This window comes from Brevibacillus nitrificans (assembly GCF_003710965.1).
In the GTDB taxonomy this organism is placed as follows: domain Bacteria; phylum Bacillota; class Bacilli; order Brevibacillales; family Brevibacillaceae; genus Brevibacillus; species Brevibacillus centrosporus.
Map to the genome: position 1 here is coordinate 21,128 of NZ_RHHU01000001.1, position 22,512 is coordinate 43,639.

The 22,512-nt window shown below is 51.9% G+C and carries 17 protein-coding genes; all 17 read right to left on the minus strand.

The features are described 5' to 3' along the window. Window positions 1-267: 267 nt before the first annotated feature. The gene (locus EDM59_RS00090) at window positions 268-1,635 is read right to left on the minus strand and encodes an alpha/beta hydrolase (RefSeq protein ID WP_122921782.1); all 1,368 of its coding nucleotides are present in this window, start codon (window positions 1,633-1,635) and stop codon (window positions 268-270) included. Between the two features lie 101 nt (window positions 1,636-1,736). Further along, window positions 1,737-2,138, minus strand: coding sequence for a VOC family protein (locus EDM59_RS00095; RefSeq protein ID WP_122921783.1), 402 nt, complete (start codon window positions 2,136-2,138; stop codon window positions 1,737-1,739). A gap of 14 nt (window positions 2,139-2,152) precedes the next feature. Next, the gene (locus EDM59_RS00100) at window positions 2,153-3,082 is read right to left on the minus strand and encodes an RluA family pseudouridine synthase (protein ID WP_092267806.1); all 930 of its coding nucleotides are present in this window, start codon (window positions 3,080-3,082) and stop codon (window positions 2,153-2,155) included. An 83-nt stretch (window positions 3,083-3,165) separates the two neighbouring features. After that, the gene (lspA, locus tag EDM59_RS00105; protein ID WP_092267805.1) at window positions 3,166-3,621 is read right to left on the minus strand and encodes a signal peptidase II; all 456 of its coding nucleotides are present in this window, start codon (window positions 3,619-3,621) and stop codon (window positions 3,166-3,168) included. A gap of 65 nt (window positions 3,622-3,686) precedes the next feature. Next, window positions 3,687-4,328: a serine/threonine protein kinase gene (locus EDM59_RS00110; RefSeq protein ID WP_122921784.1), complete on the minus strand. Its 642-nt coding sequence runs from the start codon at window positions 4,326-4,328 to the stop codon at window positions 3,687-3,689. Between the two features lie 109 nt (window positions 4,329-4,437). After that, window positions 4,438-5,865 carry a phosphoglucomutase/phosphomannomutase family protein gene (locus EDM59_RS00115; protein ID WP_122921785.1) on the minus strand — a complete coding sequence of 476 codons (1,428 nt, stop codon included), beginning with the start codon at window positions 5,863-5,865 and terminating at the stop codon, window positions 4,438-4,440. Between the two features lie 16 nt (window positions 5,866-5,881). Further along, window positions 5,882-7,843, minus strand: a complete 1,962-nt coding sequence (locus tag EDM59_RS00120) for a glycoside hydrolase family 15 protein (protein ID WP_122921786.1) — start codon at window positions 7,841-7,843, stop codon at window positions 5,882-5,884. Window positions 7,844-7,856: 13 nt separating this feature from the next. Further along, complete coding sequence (locus EDM59_RS00125) at window positions 7,857-10,232, minus strand: sugar phosphate nucleotidyltransferase (protein WP_122921787.1); 2,376 nt, start codon at window positions 10,230-10,232, stop codon at window positions 7,857-7,859. Window positions 10,233-10,285: 53 nt separating this feature from the next. Continuing rightward, window positions 10,286-13,141, minus strand: a complete 2,856-nt coding sequence (locus EDM59_RS00130) for a 1,4-alpha-glucan branching protein domain-containing protein (protein WP_122921788.1) — start codon at window positions 13,139-13,141, stop codon at window positions 10,286-10,288. Window positions 13,142-13,155: 14 nt separating this feature from the next. Next, window positions 13,156-13,800 (minus strand): DUF4912 domain-containing protein, encoded by a 645-nt coding sequence (locus EDM59_RS00135; protein ID WP_122921789.1) that lies wholly within the window; start codon window positions 13,798-13,800, stop codon window positions 13,156-13,158. A 901-nt stretch (window positions 13,801-14,701) separates the two neighbouring features. After that, on the minus strand, window positions 14,702-16,294 hold the full coding sequence (locus EDM59_RS00140; protein WP_122921790.1) for a long-chain-fatty-acid--CoA ligase: 1,593 nt from the start codon (window positions 16,292-16,294) through the stop codon (window positions 14,702-14,704). A gap of 149 nt (window positions 16,295-16,443) precedes the next feature. Beyond that, window positions 16,444-17,238, minus strand: coding sequence for a DUF4247 domain-containing protein (locus tag EDM59_RS00145; RefSeq protein ID WP_122921791.1), 795 nt, complete (start codon window positions 17,236-17,238; stop codon window positions 16,444-16,446). 12 nt (window positions 17,239-17,250) lie between these two features. Beyond that, window positions 17,251-17,757, minus strand: coding sequence for a DUF4178 domain-containing protein (locus EDM59_RS00150; RefSeq protein ID WP_122921792.1), 507 nt, complete (start codon window positions 17,755-17,757; stop codon window positions 17,251-17,253). 24 nt (window positions 17,758-17,781) lie between these two features. Beyond that, window positions 17,782-18,186 (minus strand): DUF350 domain-containing protein, encoded by a 405-nt coding sequence (locus EDM59_RS00155; protein WP_122921793.1) that lies wholly within the window; start codon window positions 18,184-18,186, stop codon window positions 17,782-17,784. A gap of 95 nt (window positions 18,187-18,281) precedes the next feature. Beyond that, window positions 18,282-18,947: a PspA/IM30 family protein gene (locus tag EDM59_RS00160; RefSeq protein WP_122921794.1), complete on the minus strand. Its 666-nt coding sequence runs from the start codon at window positions 18,945-18,947 to the stop codon at window positions 18,282-18,284. Between the two features lie 151 nt (window positions 18,948-19,098). Continuing rightward, window positions 19,099-21,249, minus strand: a complete 2,151-nt coding sequence (locus tag EDM59_RS00165) for a DNA topoisomerase III (RefSeq protein WP_122921795.1) — start codon at window positions 21,247-21,249, stop codon at window positions 19,099-19,101. Window positions 21,250-21,373: 124 nt separating this feature from the next. Next, window positions 21,374-22,501 carry a DUF2515 family protein gene (locus EDM59_RS00170; protein WP_122921914.1) on the minus strand — a complete coding sequence of 376 codons (1,128 nt, stop codon included), beginning with the start codon at window positions 22,499-22,501 and terminating at the stop codon, window positions 21,374-21,376. Between the last annotated feature and the right edge of the window lie 11 nt (window positions 22,502-22,512).

The window sequence follows — 22,512 nt, forward strand, 5'->3', positions numbered from 1 at the left end:
GACGTAAGAAAAAAGGCTTCTTGTCAGGAGACAAGAAGCCACTGGACGCGACGGCAGAAGAAGACATCAGCATGTCCGCTTGCACCGTTTTGTCGATTCCGTGCCCTTGTCAGCCTCTCTGGACTGCATTTAAAGGTTCCATTCGTCATGTAGGATTATGTCATGAATCGGGACGACTGTCAATGGCTTTTCGGACATTTTATTTAAGAAAATCACATTTCCATCCACCCATTTTTTACTCCAACTAAAATTATACTATTAAATACTCTATTTGGCTCCTGGCTTTGGTGCTGATTCTCTCTCCCAATAGACACTGACCCACTCAGGTAGATAATTGCCGTAGTAGCCAATATCCCCCGTGACGTTTCTCAGCCATTCCGTTTCTTTTCCCTGTGATGACAGGAATACGGATCCGTGAAGCGCATTGTCTAGCCTCACGAACAGCAGCTGCTTGCCGTCCGGCGATGGAGCTGGGTAATAATCAGCTGTTGCATTCGTCCCTTTTGTCACTTGCTGGGCTTTTTCCCCTACAGCCTGCTGCCAAATCCGCTGGCCCGGAACCATCACTTTTTTCGGATCGTAGTGGTATTCCGCTGCTTCCCCACGGGAGAAGAATACCGAGTACGGTGCACCCAAGGTCCATACAGGCAGCGTATCTACGCTTCCTTCCGGGCTATCTGACACGACTTTGCCGTTCGTGTCAGCGAACTTCAGATGCTTGTGGGAGGTCGCCATCCGATCTGTTCCGTCGATAAAAGCAAGCTGCTTGCCATCCGGGGACCAGCGGAGCCATTGCGTGTGGATCAGTCCCGTGCCCAGATCCACAGGTTTCTTTTTGGGCTGACTCCGATCAAAAAGCTGAATGGGCACCCCATCGGCGGACAGAGACGCGGAATTGTATTGGAGGTAGTATCCCACATGCACTCCATCCGAGGAAATGGTCAACGCCCTCGCTGCCCATGGCCAGATCCCTTCCTCCATATTGGGAGGGGGTGCAATCGGGTAGCTTGCTATGGTTTTTCCGGTGAGCTCACGCAGCTGAAGAGTCATCCCCCGCTCTTTCGTCGCAGGGGTCGACACCAGGAGCTGCTTCCCATCCGGCATCCAGGAGAAGTCCACGAATTCCACGTTCTTCTCGCTGAAAACTTCACTTATGGCTCCGTTCTTCCATTCTTTTATCAAAAACATCGACTGCGGGTTTTCCGCACTTCCCCCGTTCACGAAGAAGGCAACCTGCAACCCCGTCGGTGACCATTTTGGCTGGTCCATGACGGATCTGTCATCCAATTGGACCGCTCCCGTGCCATCTGCTTTTACCGCCCATAAGTAGCCGGGTGTGGAATATGTGTCGCTTCCTTTGTATTTCAAAAACAGCAGCCACTCACCATCTGCTGACCAGCCTACGATTTGAGCGGCTCCATCCACAGTTACTTGCTTTGGAGATGATCCTCTCTCCCGGGCATCCAGCAGCCACAGATGGTCCTGGTTGGTGAAAGCCAGTTTGGCTGCTACTGTTTCCTGACTCACCCGTACAGGCAGCACAGACTGCTCTTGCGCCATCGCTGGGCAAGCACCCGCCGCAAGCATCCCAACCAGACTCGCTATGCTCATCCACGAGAGCCATTTTTTCCGCATTCCGAATTCCTCCTCCTTTTTTCATCCGGTACAAAAAAACGCCAAGGATGATGGATGACCGATCTTCCCTAGCGTTTTCCTTTCCGCAGCTGTTTATGTAACTAGACAGTAGCAGTCTGAAGCAGCAAATATTGATTTCCGTAGAGGTCCATGAATATCGCTTCGGTTCCGTACATAACATCATGTGGCTCTGTGAGAAAGGTAACGCCTTTTTGCCGGAAAGCTTCATACGTTCCTGCGAAGTCTTCAGTTTGCCATACCCACATCGGGTTTTTCCCTACCAGGGCAAGCATTTGCTCCGCCACTTCCTCACGATGCCAGTGCGTCGGATCGTGCAAGACGATTTCCACCTCTTGATTGGGCAAGCCAATGGTCAGCCAACGAGAGCCGTTGTCCATCCGAGAGTCCATGCGCTTTTCAAAGCCAAGCTTTTCCGTATAAAACTGCAGAGCTTCTTCACAGTCACGCACATACAGCGTCACATGCGCCAGTTTCGTAAGCATCCGATCCCCTCGCTTTACGCTTGTTTGAGGAATGCAATAATGTCGGTCAAATCTTGCGGCAGATCAGCTTCAAATTCCAAATGCTCGCCCGTACGTGGATGAGTAAAGCCCAAGGTCTTGGCATGAAGCGCTTGACCATCCAGCTCCAGCGTATTCTTCGGTCCGTATTTGGGGTCTCCCGCCAGCGGATAGCCGATGTACTTCATGTGAACACGGATCTGGTGCGTTCTCCCCGTCTCCAGCTTGAGCTCGACCAAGGTAAATTCCTTGAATCGCTCCAGCACGATGAAGTGAGTCACGGCAGGCTTGCTGTTTTCAAACACGACGGCCATTTGCTGTCGATTTTTCGGATCGCGGCCGATTGGTGCATCGATGGTTCCCATCTCATGCTGGATCACTCCATGGACGATGGCAACGTACGTGCGATTGACGGTATGCTCTTTTAACTGTTCCGCAAGTCCCATATGCGCCTTGTCGTTTTTCGCCACCATCAATAAACCTGAGGTGTCCTTATCAATGCGGTGTACAATCCCGGGGCGCAGAACCCCGTTGATCCCGGACAAATCCTTACAATGCGCCAGAAGTCCATTCACCAGTGTCCCGGAGTAATGACCAGGGGCTGGGTGCACGACGAGTCCACGCGGCTTGTTGACGACCACCACGTCCGAATCTTCATAGACGATGTCCAGCGGCATGGATTCCGGTTGAATCGCCATTTCCTTTGGCGGCGGTACGCGCAGCGTAATTTCATCGTCCGCTTGCAGCTTGTAATTGTTCTTGACCGCCTCTCCATTTACGGTGACGCGTCCCTCTTTAATCCAAGCTTGTACCTGCGAACGGGACCAGTCCTCATTTTGCAGGGTGATGTATTTGTCGATCCGTTCACTGTTGTCTGTAGAATCTGCCGTCCAATCGTAACGTTCAAATAATTGCGTGTCGTTCATGTATGTCTCCTCATTCCATTACTGTCCAGACAAACACTCGTTGTCCATACTAACGCTAGTATCCTCGAAAAAGATGCTTTCCATTACCGACCGTTCTTTCTTCCCTCAAGCAGTACATCCAGGAGCAAAACGACGACTCCGATGGTGATCGCCATATCCGCAACGTTGAAAATCGGGAAATTGATCAGCGTGAAGTCCAGGAAATCGACTACCTGGCCTGTTGTTGCGCGATCGATGAAGTTGCCGACTGCGCCTCCCAAAACGAGAGATAAGGCGAGTGACACGCGCGGCTGCTTTTTGCCGATTCGGATCAGGGAGTAGATGATCCCGACGACAACCGCAAGTGTAATGATAATAAACAGCCAACGTTGGTTTTGCAAAATACCGAACGCAGCCCCCATGTTTCGATGGGACGTGAGATGAAAGACGTCCGCGATCAGCGGGATCGATTCTCCTCGTTCCATATGTTTTAATACCAGCTGCTTGGTCCACTGATCAAGCGCGATAATGATTACAGCAATGAGATAGTACAATGGGATGTCCTCCTTCGTCTGACTCAGGTCAGCCTAGCAGCATGTCAAATGTACATTTTACCACAGCAGAATTACTTGAACAAGCGCTTGCCTTTTTTATACAGCCGGTAGCCTTTGCGTATGGCATCCAGCACCCAGAGCGGGATCTTCCAGCCGCGGTCCTTCATGAAAGGAAGGTAAATGCGGTAATATGCCTTGCGCAGATCTTTCCACTTGCTGTCCGGGATGTTTTTGTAATAATCCGAGACGTCAATCAAATACCCTCGCCCTTGATCCATCAGCACGTTTTTCCCGTGGACATCATGGGGGAAAAGCCCTTTCTTCCTGGCCTCAATTAATGCTTCCTCCACATCCTCGATCACTTGCGGCAGGATCGGAATCCCAAAGCGGACACAGTCAAATAAGGAAATGCCATTGATCCGCTTTAAGACCAAATATCCCGGCTCAGCATGATAACAAACGGGAAAGGAACGTGTCTCTCCCAGCCTGCGGTAGACATCCACTTCCTGCTCCCAGCCTGGACGCCCTGGCGCATACAGCTTGATCACGACACCCGGATAGTCGGGGTGGCCGAACACAGCCGCATAATTGCCCGTACCAACCAGCTCCCACGGATACGGGGTATGCAGGACGACTACAGGATCGTCGGGTGACTGGCTTTCCAGTTTCACTTTCTGTAAAAAACTTTGCAAAACGTGATGATCAATACGCATAGGACCTCATCTCTACTTTTTCAGTGACTTCTACTCTTTGATTCTAGCAAAAGGAGAGGTCTAAAAAAAGAAAGAACCACGCTGATTTAAGCGGGTTCTGCTTCCTTTCTCACACATTAACCTCCATAAACCAATCCCGGATCGATTCTTTCAACTTTTCCAGGGCGATCATGCTCGTAGCTTCACAATAGATGCGGACAAGCGGCTCTGTACCAGAGGGGCGAATCAAGACCCAGTTCCCTTCGTCTAGCAGAAGCTTGATTCCATCCATCCGATTGATTGCTTTGACCGCAAAAGGTCCAACCTGCCGTGGAGGGGACGAAACCATTTCGTGAATCCATTCGTCTTTTTCCGGCAGCCGGATATCCAGCCGTGTGTGAAACAACTCGCCAAAGTGATCGTACACGTCCCGGAGGATTTGGTCGATGCCTTTGCCTTCCACGGCGCACATTTCTGCCAAAAGCAAGTTGATCAGGACGCCATCCTTTTCCGGTATGTGTCCGAGAATGCTTGCTCCCCCGCTCTCTTCGCCCCCGATCAGGACATCGCCCTTCAGCATATGCTCCCCGATGTATTTAAAACCGACGGGCGTTTCCACAAGCTCCAGTCCGTAGCTTTCTGCCATGCGATCCAGCAGATGTGTCGTCGCTACGGTTCGAACGATTTTTCCGGTAAGCTTGCGGTTTTTGACGAGATGATAGGTGAGCAGCACAAGCACGCCATTTGGGGAAATGTACTGTCCGTAACGGTCCACTGCCCCGAAGCGATCCGCATCTCCGTCATTTGCCAGACCGAGAGACGCTCCTCGGCTGACCACTTCTGCTTTCAGCAGGCTTAAATGCTTGTCGTTGGGCTCCGGCAAATCTCCGCCGAATGCCGCGTCCGGCGTCTCCCGAATCCCTACATTTTTCACACCTGCCTCTGTCAAAAGGCCTGTCACGTATCCCATCCCTGCTCCGTGCATGGCATCCACGACGACCTCCAGAGAAGAGCTTCTCAGCGCATCCATCTGCACCAATCTGCGCAAATGCGATTCATAGTGCGGGCGCAAGACGATCACCTGAAGCCTTTTGTCAGCCTTTGCCTCTGCAAGCGAGATCGTTTTCACTTCTCCCGTCTCCTGGATGATCGAGATCCACTCTTCCAGCCTTTTCGTGATGACAGGAGTAGCCGGACCTGCGTAATGCGGAATGTATTTCATCCCGTTGTACTCGGGCGGATTGTGACTGGCGGTGATCATGATCGCTCCACTCGCCGCGAAGTGTTTGACCCCAAAGGCAACAGCTGGTGTCGGTGCTGCTTCGTTGACCAGATAGGTGCGAATCTGATTGGCAGTAAGGACGCTGACGACTTCCTCCGCAAACCTGCGCCCCAAAAATCGGGTGTCGTGACCGACGAGGATCGGCTGTTCCTGCTGCCCCATTTCTATTGTATAGCGGGCAATCGCCTGGGCGACAATGCGCACGTTTTCCACCGTAAATTCATCAGCTACGATTGCACGCCATCCATCTGTACCGAAGCGAATCGCTCTTTTCATCTTCTCTCTCCTCTCATTACCGCAGCTCGTTTACTTTTTCCAAATAGCGAAGTACCGTTGCGACATAGGTAGCATGAGACCAGGTGAGCGGGGCTACGGACACGGGCGCACCTGTATAGGGATCGAGCTGTTCGGATAGCACACCACTTTGCAGGGCATGGCTCACGACCCAGGAAAGGCGCTTTTTGGGCTCCTCTAATTCTTCCAGCGTCCGAGCCTTGGCGATCTCCCAATCGGCGACCCACAGCGTGCAAATGATCCACGGATTGCCCGGAACCTTCGCTGTATCATGCGATTTTTTAAAATAGTAGTCTCCCTGATAGCGGGCAAATCCTCCGACTTCCGTATCCACCCGCAAGCTGCGCTTCACGGCTTCCATCGTGCTTGCTACACGGGGATCGTCAGCCGGGAGCACGCCAAGAGCAAAGATGGAAAACAAGCTGCTTTCCACCGTAAAATCCTTCTCGACACGCCCGTCCTGGCGCAGGTAGATTCCTCGCAGGAACCTGCCGAGGTCCGCATCGTACAGATGCTTCAGCATGGCTTCGCGAATGCGCTCTGCTCCCTCGTCGTAGCGTTTGTAGCGGCGATCATCCCCGAAGAGCTGCGCGAATCTGGCCGCTGCTTTGAGACCAGCAAAAACAGTTGCGCTGGTAAACGTGAAGATGCCTCTGCGCTCCTCCCACAAGTCGTAGCTCGGTTTGGGAAGCTGGTAAGCTGGCTCGATGTACTGAAGTAAAAAGCGTGCTGCCGGTCGGACGAGGGTCGGGTACAAGGCCTGACAATCCTCCAGCTGCTTGCCGCTTTTGTATTGCTCCCACAGGGCATGCAGCACCAGCGCTGTCTCGTCCTCCTGAATCGGCAGCTGAATTTCTCCATCCACGATATACGGATGCCAGCTGGAGCCTACCGACCCGTCCGGATTGTACTTGTGCAGCAGATAGCCCTCCTCATTGAGAGCATCGGCACAAAAACGGAAGAAAGGAGCGACTGTGCCGGTATAGCCTGCCTTTGCCATAGCGCAAGCGATCAAGGCTCCGTCTCGCGGCCACATGTAGCTGTAGTGGTCGCGATTGTATTGCAAAATATCGGAGTCATTGGCTGCGAGAATGGCGCCGTTGTTGTCAATCTGCGTACGTACCAGTAGCAGACTGGTCTTGTACAGATTGACCACACTCTCTGGCAGGTCGGCGAAATCCCGTTCCTCTTTGTTCACCCAACGCTGCCAGTAGACGGCGACTCGATTCAAGAGGCGTTCGGGATCACTCTCGAGAACGTACTGATTGAGCGTTTTTACTGCCTCGTAGGAATCACCGATACACATCCAGTAATCGAGCGTTTTTTCCTCCTGCGGCGCAAGCATCAAGCGAAAGGAAATCGTGCTGTCCACGGAGCCTTGGGCGATTGGATTGCCTGACAGAATGCCATCTTCCGCATCCCGCCAGGTTCCTTCCGCATAGTTGAAGCGTTTGATTCCTACGCTGAATTGCTCAATGCCGCTCTCTGGCGTCCTGCCGTTGACCATGATGTACACATTTCGTTTATAGTGATACACGGTACGCAGCACGGGGTCGTACACGGCCGTATCTCCGACCTCGGTCTCATTGATGCTGAAATCGTGGTTGAAAAACAGCCGTACCTCCCGCGCCTCACTGGTGAGATTGCGCACGTGAATTCTCTTCAAATAGATCGGATCCCGCTGATGCACGCCGTCTGCGATCCGCAATGAAAGCCCCAAATGCTCGTGCTGGGCATGGACGTCGGTCACGAGCGATTCCTTGCCGTAACCAAGAGTACGCTGCCAGCCATCCTCATCCAGCCAGGAAAACCGTCCCTGTACCCAAACGCCCAGCTTGCTGAAGTGCCCACCCACATGATTCAGCTGCCCTACATAGGGATAGTAGAGATCGCGCATGTGAAGCCTGTCGTCAAAATTGATCAGCAGTCTTCCGTTTCCGACCACGAGCGGTCTCGGCATGCACTCACTTCCTTTATTGGTATTCCGCGATGCGTCTTGCATAGGAGGACGCCAATGTCGCGGCTGTCTCTGCTGTTGCACCTTGGGAAATGACTTTGACGTGAGAATCTTCTGTGTCCGGCAGGATCAGGACCCAGCCATTGGAATCGTAAACTTTGATCCCGTCCACCAGCTCCAGCGGCTTCCCTTTGTTTTCCTCCAGCATTTTGCGCATTACTTTTCCTTTGGAAGCCCATGGGCAAAACACGGTCTTTTTTTCCATGTGGCATGCAGGTAAAAGCTCGAGCAGCACGCTGAGTGGTTTTTCTTCCTTCGCCAGATACGAGAGAGTGCGCATCAGGCCATACACTGCGTCGAACATCGGGTGGAAGCGTTCCTCTGGCGCGACTTCCATCATCGCTCTCGGCGCGATCTTGGTGCGCACGACCTTTAGCTGCAGCAGCTGTGCGAGATGCTCCAGCTCCATCGGCGCGCTGACAGGCAGCCCGATTTTGCTGTGCTGACCACTGCATGCCAAAAGCTGCAGCGCGATCAGCTGTTCGGCCGAGAGCTTTTCTCCACGGTCGGAGAACAGCGCAATCTGCTCGCCATTTTTATCCAGTCGGACTCCGAGGTCTGCCCCTTGCTTGCTTACCCCTGACTGGATCACTCCATACTGTACCGTTACACCGAGCGATTCGAATAATGGGGCCAAGAAGGTAGGCATGAACCGCGGTTCGCACTCGACCAGCAGCCGGAAGCGCTGACGCTGGATACTCGCCACATCGATTCTTTCCATCAGAGCGCGCAAATACGCCTGCTGCACTTGATGCTCCACATGCAGCTCACCCAGATGATGCAGGGTGCGCACATACGTCTCCTGCCAGTATGCATTTTCGATTTTTCTTTCCATATCTCGTGAAACGGGCAGTCCATCCTGATCGACAAATTGAATGACGATCTCCTTTTCCTCTACGGGTTCGGCCATGTAGATGTGAATCCCGCCGACGCATTCCAAGCCACGGACCCCATATCGCATCAAGGGAGCATTGCCGATCCCGAAATCAATCGTGTCGATCCCGGATGAGCAAAGGCTGGTCATGATGCTGTGCTTGAGCAGCTGGGCAAACGGATGCGTGCAAGCAGAGAGCGCAATTCGGCTTCCCGCTTTCAGCAAATAGGCGTACGATGCTGCCAGACGTGTGACAAACTCAGGCGTGATCTCGACGTTTCCGATTCCTTTGATGCCATTCGTGCCAAACAGATTCTTCGTCTGCTTCGCACCGTAGATCAAGGATGTGCTGACGGTTGCGCTCTCGCCGACCTCTTTGTCCGGCCAGATTTTCACGCCTGCCTTCACGACAGATTTGGCAGCGAGATGGCAATTGTCCCCGATCACGGCCCCTTCTCCCATGAGCACCGACTGGGCAATCTGTACATTCCGGCAAATCGTCGCTCCCGTCATCTCCGTCTTCTTCCCGACCAGTGTGTTTTCCCAAATAATGGCACGGGAAAGCTGAGCTCCTGTGGCGACCACCGTGTTGCTTCCCAGAACGGAGTAGGCACCGATCGAGGCACCTGCCTGCAGATGAACGTTTTCCCCGATGAAAACGGGACCTTCCAGTCGTACGGAGGAATCAATCCGCACATGATTTTCGAAGTAAATCCGCGGGGCGATTTCTTGTGCCTTGATTTCGAGATCGACTTTTCCATCCAGCATGTCAAACTGTGCCTGGCGATAGACCGCCAGCGAACCGATGTCCGACCAATACCCATCCGCCGAATAACCATACATCGGTTTTCCTTCTCTTAAAAAGGCAGGGAAGACTTCCTTGCTAAAATCGACTTCCCGGTTGTCTTCAATATAAGAAAGCACCTCAGGCTCGCATACGTAGATACCCGTGTTCACCGTGTCGCTGAACACCTCTGCCCACGTCGGCTTTTCCAAGAAACGTATAATCCGTCCGCTTTCATCGGTCATGACAACTCCGAATTCCAAAGGCGTCTCGACCTGCGTCAGAACCAGCGTAGCCAATGCTTCTTTTTCTTCATGAAAGGAGATCGCCGCAGACAAATCCATATCGGTTAACGTATCGCCGCTGATGACGATAAAGCGCTCATCGAGAAAGTCTGCGCAGTTTTTTACACTGCCTGCCGTACCGAGCGGAGTCGTCTCTTCAAAATAAACCAGAGATACCCCATACGCAGAACCGTCACCAAAATAGTTTCGGATCGCATCCGGCAAAAATTGCAAGGTGACGGCAATTTCCGTGATTCCATGCTTTTTCAGTAAATCGATGGTGTACTCCATGCATGGGCGATTAAGTAATGGCACCATTGGTTTTGGAGTGTGAGATGTTAACGGACGTAGACGGGTTCCTTTCCCGCCAGCCATGATCACTGCTTTCATCGATAATTCCTCTCCTTCTTGGGTGCTGACATCTCGGTGCCCTCTTGGGTCTTTTATGTCGCAGTTGCCGTCCACTTTGAAGCGGCAGTAAATTGGCGATACAATTCCGCTGTTTGTGCGGCTAGCTTCGCCCAGTCGTAGTTTTTCTGGACGTCTGCTTTGGCTCTTTGTGCCAGTTTGTGACGCGTGTCAGAGTCGCTCAACAGCCAGCGTAGTTGATCCACTAACGAATCGACATGCCCGGCATACATCATCGCGCCATTCTCCCCATGTCTGACAATCTCCCGTAGGCCACCTGTGTCAGCCACCAGCAATGGCGTCCCAAATGCCATCGCTTCGAGTGCCACAATTCCGAAAGGCTCATACAGACTAGGGAACACAGCTACATCTGCCATACGGAACAGCTGATTCCTCCGCTCGTCGTGGACAAAGCCGAGAAAGCGCACTTTGTCTGCGATGTGCAATCGCTCCGACAGGCTCATGAGCTCAGCTGCGCTCGGGCCTTTTCCTGCGATGACCACTCGCACCTCTGGAAACTCCCAAGCCAAACGTGATACGGCCTCCAGAAGCAAGTGCACACCTTTTTCACGTACCAGCCGCCCCACGAAAAACAGGATCGGACCCTCTCCTAGGGAAAGCTCCTGTCGAAGCTCTGCCTCCTGAACAGGCGAGTCTTCCGGAAGCTCTACGCCGTTGTAAATGACCTGGATCTTTTCATCAGGGACGTCAAACAGCTTCTGGACTTCTCCCCGCATGTAGTGACTGCATACAAGGACGTGATCCGACACGCTCACAAGCGCGTACTCACTCTCGTGAATCCGCTGCTGAAGCGGCGTGTGGATTCCTTGATGACGTCCATGCTCTAGCGCGTGAATCGTCGTAATCAACGGAATTGCCATCCGCTCCTTTATCTCCATAGCAGCCCAGCTAACCAGCCAATCATGCCCGTGAACGATGTCGACACGCAGTCCTTCCCTGCCGAGCTGCTCTGCTTTATCGACCATGGCCAGATTCAACTGGAACACCCACTGCAAAAAGTCGCCTTGCTCGGATCCTGCGTAGCTGTTTAAACGATGGACGTAAATGCCATCCACCATCTCCTGTCCTGCCTCTGCGTGAGCTGCCGCTGTCAGCACATGGACCTCGGTTCCCTGCCGCACGAGTTCACGGGCCAAGTCATACACAGCCCTTCCCAGACCACCTACGACATGAGGAGGAAATTCCCAGCTGAGCATCAATACCTTCCGCTCCGCTTGCTGATAATCCGTTGCCGCCACCATTTGATGCGATACGTTCACTCTATGCGAACGAAATGGCAGATAGTACGACTCATCCATTGTCGGAAAGATGGGATAAGCCTTCTCCATTTCAACGAGTCTGGCGTCATTTTGTTGATCGGAATGAATCATGTCCAACAACTCTCGCAGCCTGACCAAATGATCGTGAAAACGTCGCACAGCATAATCCACTACCGTCTGTCCATCGAGGATAAATGCCCAGTCACTGCTCTGTGCCAGCATCAATTCCCGCGCTGCCTGCTTCAAGCATCGACTGGCCCATGCGTCCTTTTTGACGTTCTGTCCTTTTGCGATTTCGCAACTATGTACAGCTGCAATCAAATCTCGCTCCGCCTGATGCAAATGGCGGTACATCCAGCCGTTGTTCTCGTTCAGCCAGACCTCACCATAGCCATTTCGTCCCCATGTGGACATCGGCAAGCGTGCTCGATCCTGCGCAGGGTATTTTGCCAAATATTCGGAAGGAGTAATCAATTGGACGTGCTGGGAGTCGCATACGGTTTTTCGCAGCAAAAAGTCGAGGAACAGCGGACCTTCATACCACCAATGACCGAAAAGCTCTGCATCATAGGTAGCTACCACAAGCGGCTCACGATCCAGCCAGGAAGACGCTTCTTCGACCTGTCTCTCCCGATGGTAGAGGAAGTGACCCGCATGCGACGCTGCCTTTTCCCGCGCCCAATCCGGCTCATACCAATCCTTCTGCCCTGTTTTCCCGGTGATCCGGTAATATTTCAGCCCTGTATTTACGCGGATCCCCTCTGGATGAATATAGGGGGCGATGTAATCCATTTCCCGGTCGAAGCCGATATCGCGGTAATACTCCCGATAGTCGTAGTCGCCCGGATAGCCGTCAAACGAGCTCCACACTTGCCGGGAAGCCTGTTCATCTCTAGCGAAGGCAGCGACATCATAAGGAGTCTGCAGAGGTGCGTACAGTCCTCTCATCGGAGTCGGTGTAGCATGCGAGATCGTGTGACTATCGACGAAGAAGTAATGAAGTCCTACCTCCTTCAGCAAACGATCCAGTCCTGGAGTAAACCCGCACTCTGGCAGCCATATCCCGTTTGGCCGTTTTCCGAGGATCCGTTCATGTGTTTCGATCCCCGCCAAGAGCTGGGCACGTATGGCTTCTTCTGTTTCTACATAGGGAAGGAAGGCGTGGGTGGCCGCGCAAGTGATCAGCTCGAGGCAGCCGCTCTCCTGCGCACGTTTGAGGCCGGAAATCAGCTGAAAGTCTAGCTTGCGGCAGTAAGTAGCGATCTCACGAAACCGTTCGAGGTACATCTTGGCGACACGGTTCTCCCTAGGAGCATTCATGGTTCGCTTTACTTCTTTGCCAGCCAGTTCAACAGTCTTGGCGAGATGCGTTTGAAATCGGGACTGAATCAGTTCATCATCCAGCATGGATAATAGCGTGGGGGAAACAGCAAGGGTCATGCGAAAATCGATTCCGTCTGCGAGCAGCTTGTCGAACACCATGAGCAAGGGGAGATAGGTTTCCAGCATGGCTTCGTACACCCAGCGCTCTTCCAGGTAATCGTCCCGCTCCCCGTGTCTTACATAGGGCAGATGAGCATGCAACACGAGGGAGAGATAACCGTTGTTCACCGATGACACCTCACTTATTTGTTTGATTTCATATAGAGGGAATAAGAGGAGAAGTTCTCAAACCACGACGGGGAGTTCCCTTCCGGGGCGGGTTCAATCAGCGGCTCACCCCAAGTGGCTTTTGTATTTCGCGGTGTTTCCACCGGTTCTGAGCGAAGGATGGGACAAAATCGTCCATGATCGTACAAACCGAAATCTACCAGATACGTGCGGCCAGGGTTCACATCGCGTACGTACCAGGATTGAGCATCCTCCTGGACGTGCACATCCTGGATGGAATGGGCGTTTTGTCCGGTAAAGATCCGGTCGGTTACATCGTAGATGCGCAGGCCTTTTTGAATGTGGCGGTAATCAGCCTGCAAATAGGAGGCGACCATTCTCATGCGAGGCCACGTAATTTCCCAATACACAAATAATACCGTTGGCCCTTGTGCCATAACCTTGACGAGATCACGCCCGTAAAATGTCGGGAGACGCCACTCCCGCTCCTGTCGATGCAAAGACTCTTTCGGCGTCGGTTTTTGGGCGCTGGTTTCTGTCGGTTTAGCTCTTTCCTTTTGCAGCTGGTACTTGACCTGTCCGATGGTTAACCCGCATTCTGCTGCAATCTGCGCAATCGACTTAGATTGCGACCGTAGTTCGAGTATTTTTTCCAGCATCGCTGAGCACTCCCTTCCGCCATTTTCCTATCTGCCTGCTGGCCATTGCCTTTTGCGTAAGCACAATGTCATCATAGCCAATGCTCGCAACAAAAACTGTCGAATACTGGGTGCATATCCCTTCTTCTTTTGTCGATAAACGATCATGTTTTCGTCAACGAAGTCCAAATCTCGAGGCGAATCGAATGGTAATCGCTTTCACACGTCGAACATTCGTCTATTTTCATATTACAAACTCCCTAACCGATAGATTCATTCCTTTATGAAATACATGTTGGCTGCTTTCAAAGTGACCATGAATGCAAGCGCTCTCTATTTTTTCTAGCTCCTTTCGCACATAAGAAAAACGCGGAAAGTGAACCGCGTCCTTTGGTTTGGTGGTCGGTGGGGCTGTAGTGGAGGAGCGGAAAAGGGTGAAAACGCTCCAGCTTCTTGGGTCCCTTGCTGGGGGTCATTCCTGCACGGTTCCATGAAAAAAGGGAAACCGCGTCCAACTTTCCCTCTCTCCCTGCCTTCTTAATGATTACACAAATAACCGTTAGAGTTTACCCTAACGGTTATTTATTCTTTAGCGGATATCTGAAAGCTGATATTCATAACCATGCAACTCCTTGCAATATTCGGGATACATGAGACTTCCGCGCAACTCGTAGCCGAATTGAAGTGGCACTGTAGGATCTCATTCGTCCATTGCATGAAAGCTCCGAACAACTTCCTACGCGATTTCTCCGGTTTCATAACACATCAAGCATAATAGTTGACGAATTCGTTCTCTCTTGCTTCCTCAGGAGACTGTTGAAAAAGGGCCAGCCCTGTAGCTATCCCAAAATCTTATAAATTCCTATCTGTCAAAAAAGCCGATCCCCCAAATGGGAGCATCGGCTTTGTCTATTTTGGGTATTCAATTGACCAGCTTGCCTTTTTCCTGCCAGAATGGCTGTCTGAGCTCGACTTTTCGTATTTTACCAGAAGCGGTCTTCGGCAGTTCATTTACGATGCTGAAGCCTTTTGGGCATTTGAAGGCAGCCATCTTCTCCCGGCAAAACCGATCCAACTCGTCAGCATCGAGAATCGTCCCTGGCCTAAGGACAACGATAGCATACGGGACTTCCCCCCATTTTTCATGTGGCACAGAAATAACCGCCGCTTCCAATATTCCCGGATGCTCGTATAGCATGCCTTCTACCTCAATGGAGGAAATATTCTCCCCTCCACTGATGATAATATCCTTTTTACGGTCGACGATATCGATGTAGCCTTCCGCGTCAACCGTCGCCATGTCACCCGTATGGTACCAGCCGTTCACGATCGCGGCGGCCGTTGCCTCGGGCTGCTTCCAATAGCCCTCCATGACCATGTTCCCTCGTGCGATGACCTCCCCGATACTCTCGCCGTCTTTGGGCACATCCCGATCCTCATCGTCCACGACACGAATCTCTACATTATGCATGGGAATCCCGGCCTTTGCTTTCATGCGGAAACGCTTTTCCTCGCTTTCTTGGAGCAAGTGATGCTTGATCGGCGATACGGTGATCAGAGGAGCACATTCTGTCATTCCGTAGACCTGCAAAAACTCCCACCCCAGCTGCTGCTCAACCGTTCGTACAAAAGCTGTAGGCGGAGCTGAGCCAGCGATGACTACGCGCATCGGTCCAGTCGTTTTGTCTTCCACAAAGCGAGGTTCATTGATCAGCATGTTCAGGACGGTCGGAGCCATACAGGCCACCGTCACCCCTTCTTTTTTCATCAGGGAGTGGATCAGCGGCGGATCGATCTTGCGCAGCATGACGTGCTTGGCCCCTACTGCGGTAAACGAAAAGGGAGTTCCCCACCCGTTCACATGAAAGATCGGCAGCGTATGCAAAAGAACATCACTATCATTGGCCCCTAGATGGAACATCGTGTTCTGCATATTGAAGTACAGCGTCCGGTGCGAGTGCATGACCCCTTTTGGCTTGCCCGTCGTGCCACTGGTGTAGAGGATCGTGGCGAGATCGGTTTCTGCGATTTCGTTTATGCACGGCTCTGTGCTCTCTGCGGCGAGCAGGTCTGAATAAGACTCCCACCCAGCACGTGTGGCTAATCGTCCATCTACAGGCATGGCTACGAAGGAAGTCACGGTCGTTAGCGACTCAACAATCGGCTCCACCAGCAAAATCAGCTCATCGTCTGCAAAAAACAGCTTCGCCTCTGCATGCTCGATGATGTACAAATAGTCGTGTGGCAGCAGTCTGGTATTTAAGGGAACGACTACCGCTCCCAATTGAAAGCAAGCGTAAAACAGCTGCAGCATAGCTGCTGTATTCGGAGAAAGAACCGCTACGCGATCTCCCTTCTCCACGCCCATCCGTGTCATGACACGGGCAAGCTGATGCACTTCCTCCTGAAATTGCCGATACGTCCAGCTGCGCTCGCCTTCTATGACCGATTCTACCTCCGGGTAAAGCAGGGCGGCACGGCGCAAGGTATCATCCATTCGCAAAGCAACATGCATAAGTATCGATCCCTTCATTTGGTACTTTACCCATAGACTAGCAAGCCAGCGGGATAAAAGTCAATTCACCTTTCTGAATTAACAGATAATAGTTTCCACAAAAAAGACACGTCAAGGATTCACTCGCCTGTAACGTGTCTTCTCTGTTTCTACCTCCGTTTCGTGATCCGTCCAAATCCACCCGTTTTCGTACGCGGGGGTGAATTGCTCTTCGGGGAAGAAAAGATAGAAGAGCGCTTAGGTGTGACGGAGCTGCTGGAGCTCGATGAAGAGCTGCTGGAGTTTCGAATAATTTTACCTGAACTGCTTTTTGACGGCTCAACTTGCTTCTTGAGGATATTTCCGTCAGACCCAACCGAGGAATCTGAATTTTTCGCGGTGCTTCCCCGCTTGATGATGCTTCCTTTGCCAGAAGTCGTGACTGGTGGAGCTGCTTTTTTCTCTTCGGCTGTTGGTACGTGATACGTCCCAGATGGTTTGTAGATGTCCTTGCTCGAGTACCCTCGATAACTGCCTTTGTAGCTCTTTTTGTGCCCATCGAACAGATCGTCGAGGACACTCGCTAAAATGTAGCCTTGCAGGAAAGAAGAATCGTAGTTGTTGCGCACGTATTCCTTCGTATCAATCTCAATCAGCGTATCGGATGGCTTCGCTGTATCCTGCTGAAGGTGATAGACTTCATTCGGGTAAATGAGGAACATGTGCTGCGAGTCTTCTTTTGATATTTCGTCCGGCTTATTTTGATCGGCGAGCTCTTTTGCCACTACCGGTACCGACTTGTTTTCTGCACGATAGACGCGCGAGGTTTGTCCCTGGTCTTTGGAGGATACCGATTCAAGCGGGTACGTGTCTCCTACGGACGGACTTCCACACCCGGCAAGCGTTAGCAGGAACAAGGCGGGAAGCAGCATGAGCTTGATTGATTTCATCCATTTCTGTGGCATTCCCACACCTCCTTACGTCCCGCGTAAGACCTGCACGTCCGCTGGGAGAACGGACTCTCCCTCGTACAGCATAAACCTGCCGTCCTGCCATTCAATCCGCAGCAGTTGACGTCCATCTGATTGAAATTGCCAGATGTACTGTTCTCCGGAAGACTGGAACGGCGTTTTCCCTATGACATGGACCCTGCCCGTATACTGCTCCTCCAAGTGATAGCTGATGTCGTCCATTTCGATGGTACTCGGCACTTCCTCTACCGATTCCAGGCGACCATCGATCACACTGTAGAGGTGAAAAATGGTGCGCTCCCGCTCTTCGATATACAGGTAGCGAATGGTGTTTCCGTCTTGCAAGGTAAGCATCGTTGCCTTGCGACTGTGGTTTTGCGCTTTTCCCGTCACCTGGTAGGTCACGAGCGATACTTCGACCACATCTGACGGACCCACTGTCAGGATGCTTTTTTCCTGTACAGGCGGCTCAGGCTTGGCGAATATATTTTGAATCCGTTTGAACAAACTCATGGTCGTACTCCCTCCTGCCTGAAATTACAGGCATGCTGCCAGGATCAGGGCACCCACGATATGGAAGGCCCCTGCGAGCATTGCATGTGCCACTTTTCCTTGCTTGACCCCTTCCTCCAGATCGAATCCTGCCCCGATGCGAAACACAATTTCCACGATTCTCTCCAAAAGGAACAAAATGATGAATGATACCACAGATGCCAGCAAGGCAGTCCACAAGTCATTGGAGTTGAGAATCGATTGAGACAAGATATATCCTTGCGCAAACAGCTTCATCACGAAGCGGGTCGTCACTGCGATATTCCCGTTTTTCATCTCGGTCATATCCTTGTACTTCGTAAACAAGGAATCGACCCACATCAGCACAAACAGCAAGATCGCTCCTGCGCCCGTCCATACCAGCATGGCTAATACTTCTACCCACGTCACCGTGTCATTCCCCCCACATAAACAATCCGTTTCTTCAATCGTCGTCTTTTTCGAACCAACTTTGGCGAAAAAAAGAGGGAACCGCTAAGAGCGGCTTACCCCTCGTATTTTTTCATCAACGCTGCGAGTTCGTCCTCGACCTGCTGATCCTTGTTCAGCTCCGCAATTTCCTCATCCAAGGATTTGCCTTTTTTGTAGATTTCTCCACTGGCCTCCGCCTCTGCCTCGAGCTGCAGTGCTTTGTCTTCCATCCGTTTCAAGCCTGCCATCGCAGAGTTGGAATCGAAGCCCGCCATCGCCTGGTTGATGGTTTTTTGCGCTTTGGCTGCATTCACGCGGGCAACCAGCGTCTCGCGTTTGTTTTTAAGCTCCGTCACCTGTTTCTTCATCTCAGCCAGCTTGTCGCGCAACGCATCTGCTGCTGCCTTGTTTTTCTCGTAAGCATCCTTGTATTCGTTCATTTTTTGCTCGGTTGCTTTTTTCTCTTCCAGCGCACGGCGTGCCAGATCGATATTTTTCGCCTGAGCGGCGATGTGCGCCTGTTCGTCGCGCTTCTTCACCAAAGCTTCCTGCTCTTCATACAGCACCTTGAATTTCTTTTCCAAGGCAATTTGGGCTGCGACCGCTTTTTCTGCCTCTTCCAGGTCTTCCTGCATATCACGCAGATATTGGTCGGTCATTTTAATGGGATCTTCTGCCTTTTCGATGAGGGCATACAGATTGGACATCGTCAAATCACGCAGTCTTTTAAAAATGGACATGGTATTTCCTCCTTCAGTACCTTCAATGGATAGTGCGGCTATTGTCGGTAGCCGAACTTCTCTATACATGTATCTACGATAGTTATTCAAGTAAGTTTCAAGATTGCATGCTCAAAATAGAAAAATACTTTGGCAACAGGCCCACCTGCTGTCATTCCCGGTGGACCTTTGCCTTTTTCTCCTGCTCATCCCAGATCAGATAGGCATCAAATTTGTCTTTGCCCTTCTGGAAGCCCTTGATCAAATTACTCTTGCCGGTTTCCATCACTTTTTTGATCATGGCGGCAGAGATTTTCTTGCCCATGATCGTTTTGGAGACGGTCACACTGCATTGGCTCTTCTTGTAATTGGCACAGCCGTAAAAATCGCCTTTGTCGACGAGATCGCCGCCGCAAACTTTGCAGGTAGCCACTTTCGAGCCGAGGGTAAACTTGGAGGCTTGCTTGGGCATCGAGGATACGTCGTAGCTCTCCAGCTTCCACTCGCGAGACTGCTCCACGGCATCCTCGACGATTTTGTGGGACAGCTTGCGGACCTGCTCCATGAAAGCTTGCGCGGACGCCTCCCCTTGACCGATCTGGCCAAGTCTTTGTTCCCAGCGAGCCGTCATCTCCGGTGAAGCCAAAATCTTGTCGCCGATGACATCGATGAGAAGCGTGCCTTTTTGGGTGGCAAACACTTGGTTTTTGCGCACATCGATGTATTTGCGTTCTTTGAGCATGTTGATGATCCCTGCGCGCGTAGCTTCCGTACCGAGTCCCTCTGTCTTCATCAGGACTTTTTCCAGCTCCTGATTGTCCAGATGCTTGCCGGCCGTTTTCATCAGCGTAATCAACTGGCCTTCCGTGTAGCGCTTGGGCGGTTGGGTCTTGCTCTCTTTTGCTTCGACCTTGCGTACCTTTCCCGTATCGCCTTTTGCCAGAGGCGGCAGGATCGACTCTTTGTCTTCTTTATCCTCGTCAAAGAGCACTTCCCGCCAGCCAGCGCGGATCTGCACCTTCCCCTTGCTGATAAAGACGGCTCGTCCATCGACCAGAGTCGTCAGCGTTGTGTAGTCAAACAAGGCGCTTTCATAGTGAGCGGCGATGAGGCGACGGGCGACGAGGTCGTAAATTTTCCGCTCGTCATCCGGCAGCCTGGAAATATTCGGCACCTGCTCTGTCGGGATGATGGCATAGTGGTCCGTGACCTTTTTCTGGTTGACATAGCGTCGATCCTGCGCGATCGATGTCTTCGGTGTCGGAAAGCTAGCCTGGTAATCCGGCTGCTTGGACAGCTTGGACAAAATTTCCGGAAACGTCTTGGCTTCCTCCGCTGTGACGAAAGCGGAGTCAGAACGAGGATACGACAGCATCCCTTTTACGTACAGCTTTTGCGCGATCTCCAGCGTCTTTTGCGGAGAGTATTTAAACAGCTTGTTCGCAGTTGCCTGCAGCGAGGAGAGATTGAATAAATACGGCGGCAAAAATTCCTTGCGCTCGGTCTCTACCTCATGCACCTGTGCAGGCTTGTCCTTGCAAAAGGCGGCGATCCGCTCTGCCAATGCCGGATCGCTGATGCGCAACTCCCCCTCGTTGTGCCAGACCCCATCATAGCGCTTCTTGTCCACTTCAAAGGTGGCCTTTACCTCCCAGAACGGCTCTGGCTTAAAGGAGGCGATTTCCTTCTCCCGCTTGACTACCAATGCCAAGGTGGGAGTCTGTACACGTCCCGCAGAGAACACGTCACTGATTCCTTTTTGCTTCAACAAAATGGTGTAGACACGTGAAGCATTCATCCCGACGAGCCAATCCGCACAGGAGCGGCTGTAGGCTTCGTAATACAGATTGCGGGTCTCTGTCTCATCGAGCAGCGATTCAAATCCCGCTGTCACGGCCTTTTCCGTCAAAGATGAGATCCACAGGCGTTTCATCGGTTTATGGACACCACTCTGCTCCACGATCGTCCGAATGATCAGCTCTCCCTCACGCCCCGCATCGCCCGCATGAATGATGCCTTTTACTTCGGAGCGCCTGAGCAGCTGCTTGATGATCCCGAACTGCTTGGCTTTGGAGCGCATCACCTGATGGCGAAAGGATTCCGGGATGAGCGGCAGCGTTTGGATGGACCATTTTTTCCAAGCCGGATTGTACGCCTCGGGTGGAACCAGCTCGCAGATGTGCCCGACTGCCCAAGTGAAAAAGGCTCCCTTCGGAAAAAGGCGGTTTGGATGCACTTCGAGATAGCCCTGTTGTTTTCTATGTGGAAACGGACTGGCGAGCTTCATGGCCTGGTCCGGTTTTTCTGCAATGACGACTTTCATAGACTTCCTACTCCCAACTGTTGCAAGTATTTCTGTGATTGCGGTGGTCACAAAACATTCGTTCCCTTTTCTATTTTACTACAACACTCGCTGAAAGAAGAGGAAATCATTTCCTTATCCTTGCTTATGTGCCAAAGATTTTTCCCCGTGCGATGACTGCAAGCTCTATTTTTTCCAGCGTGCGGCAGTAGACCTCGCCCATGGATACCTGCTCTTCTTCGGGCAGAGACGGCAATCGCAGCAATGAGAGGACGTCACGGCTCCGGTACCAGTCCTTCTCCTTTGGATCAGTGTGTTCAACCTGCTTCCATGCCTGCTGTAGCTGAGGAGAATAGAGCGGGCTCATTTTGCTCCTCAGCTGGCAGTTTTCCACCCTCCTCTGATGCGGCTTGCCTGGAAGTCCCTCCTTTATGTCGTGAAACAGATGCGGCCAGTAGTCTTTTCTCGAGCCCGTGTGAGGCTGTCGGGACGCCCAAGCAAGAACAGACGCGAGATTCTTCTCTTCACGAAACAAAAGGACATACAATCGCTTGCCCAGCGATATGCGTTCTAGCAATGACGCGAAATGCGACACGGCCTCTCCAATCAACCGCAGCGGCCTTTTGTCTCCTTGGCACGGAAACAGTATTTGGTTGAGAGAAAGCAGCTCCTGCAAGGTAAAGGGCAGCGTGTCGAGAACCGTTTTTTTGTAAGACTCGTTCTGCATGACCTGCACCTCTAAATGCTGCTGCTCGTTTACGATCAGACCAGCTGCCAGAAGCTCACGGTCTCCTGCTTTCCAGAAGTGATTCCAGAGAGCTTGGGTAAACACAGAGACCTGAAATTGCGGCAAGAGGTGAAAAAGGTTGGTCTGTCTGCGCACACTTTCTTCATACAGTAACAACTGAGGGTAAACGTCTCGAAAAATCAGCCAGTTTCCTCGCTCGAGAAAGAAAAAATAGTTCCTCTGTTCTCTGACCGAAAGCAAACGCGGGAGCAACTCCCCGCTTAAATCCGTCATGCTCCAGCCTGCGTTTCTGGAAACCAGATGAGCCAACAGCGCCCAGTGAATCTCGGAATGCTTCTGGTAATAGTCCAGGTACGCGCGGGTTCTTTCGACATTGTCCACGTTTCGCACGTTTGTCTGCTCCCTTATGTCCCTCACTAGCTGTTTTTCACGGGCGGACAGGTCAGCGGCTTTTGACATGTCCTTTTTTCTGGCGATGACCTGTTTGATTTCTTTGGCAAGGGACAAAAGAGGTGGATCGACCATCCAAGACCAGT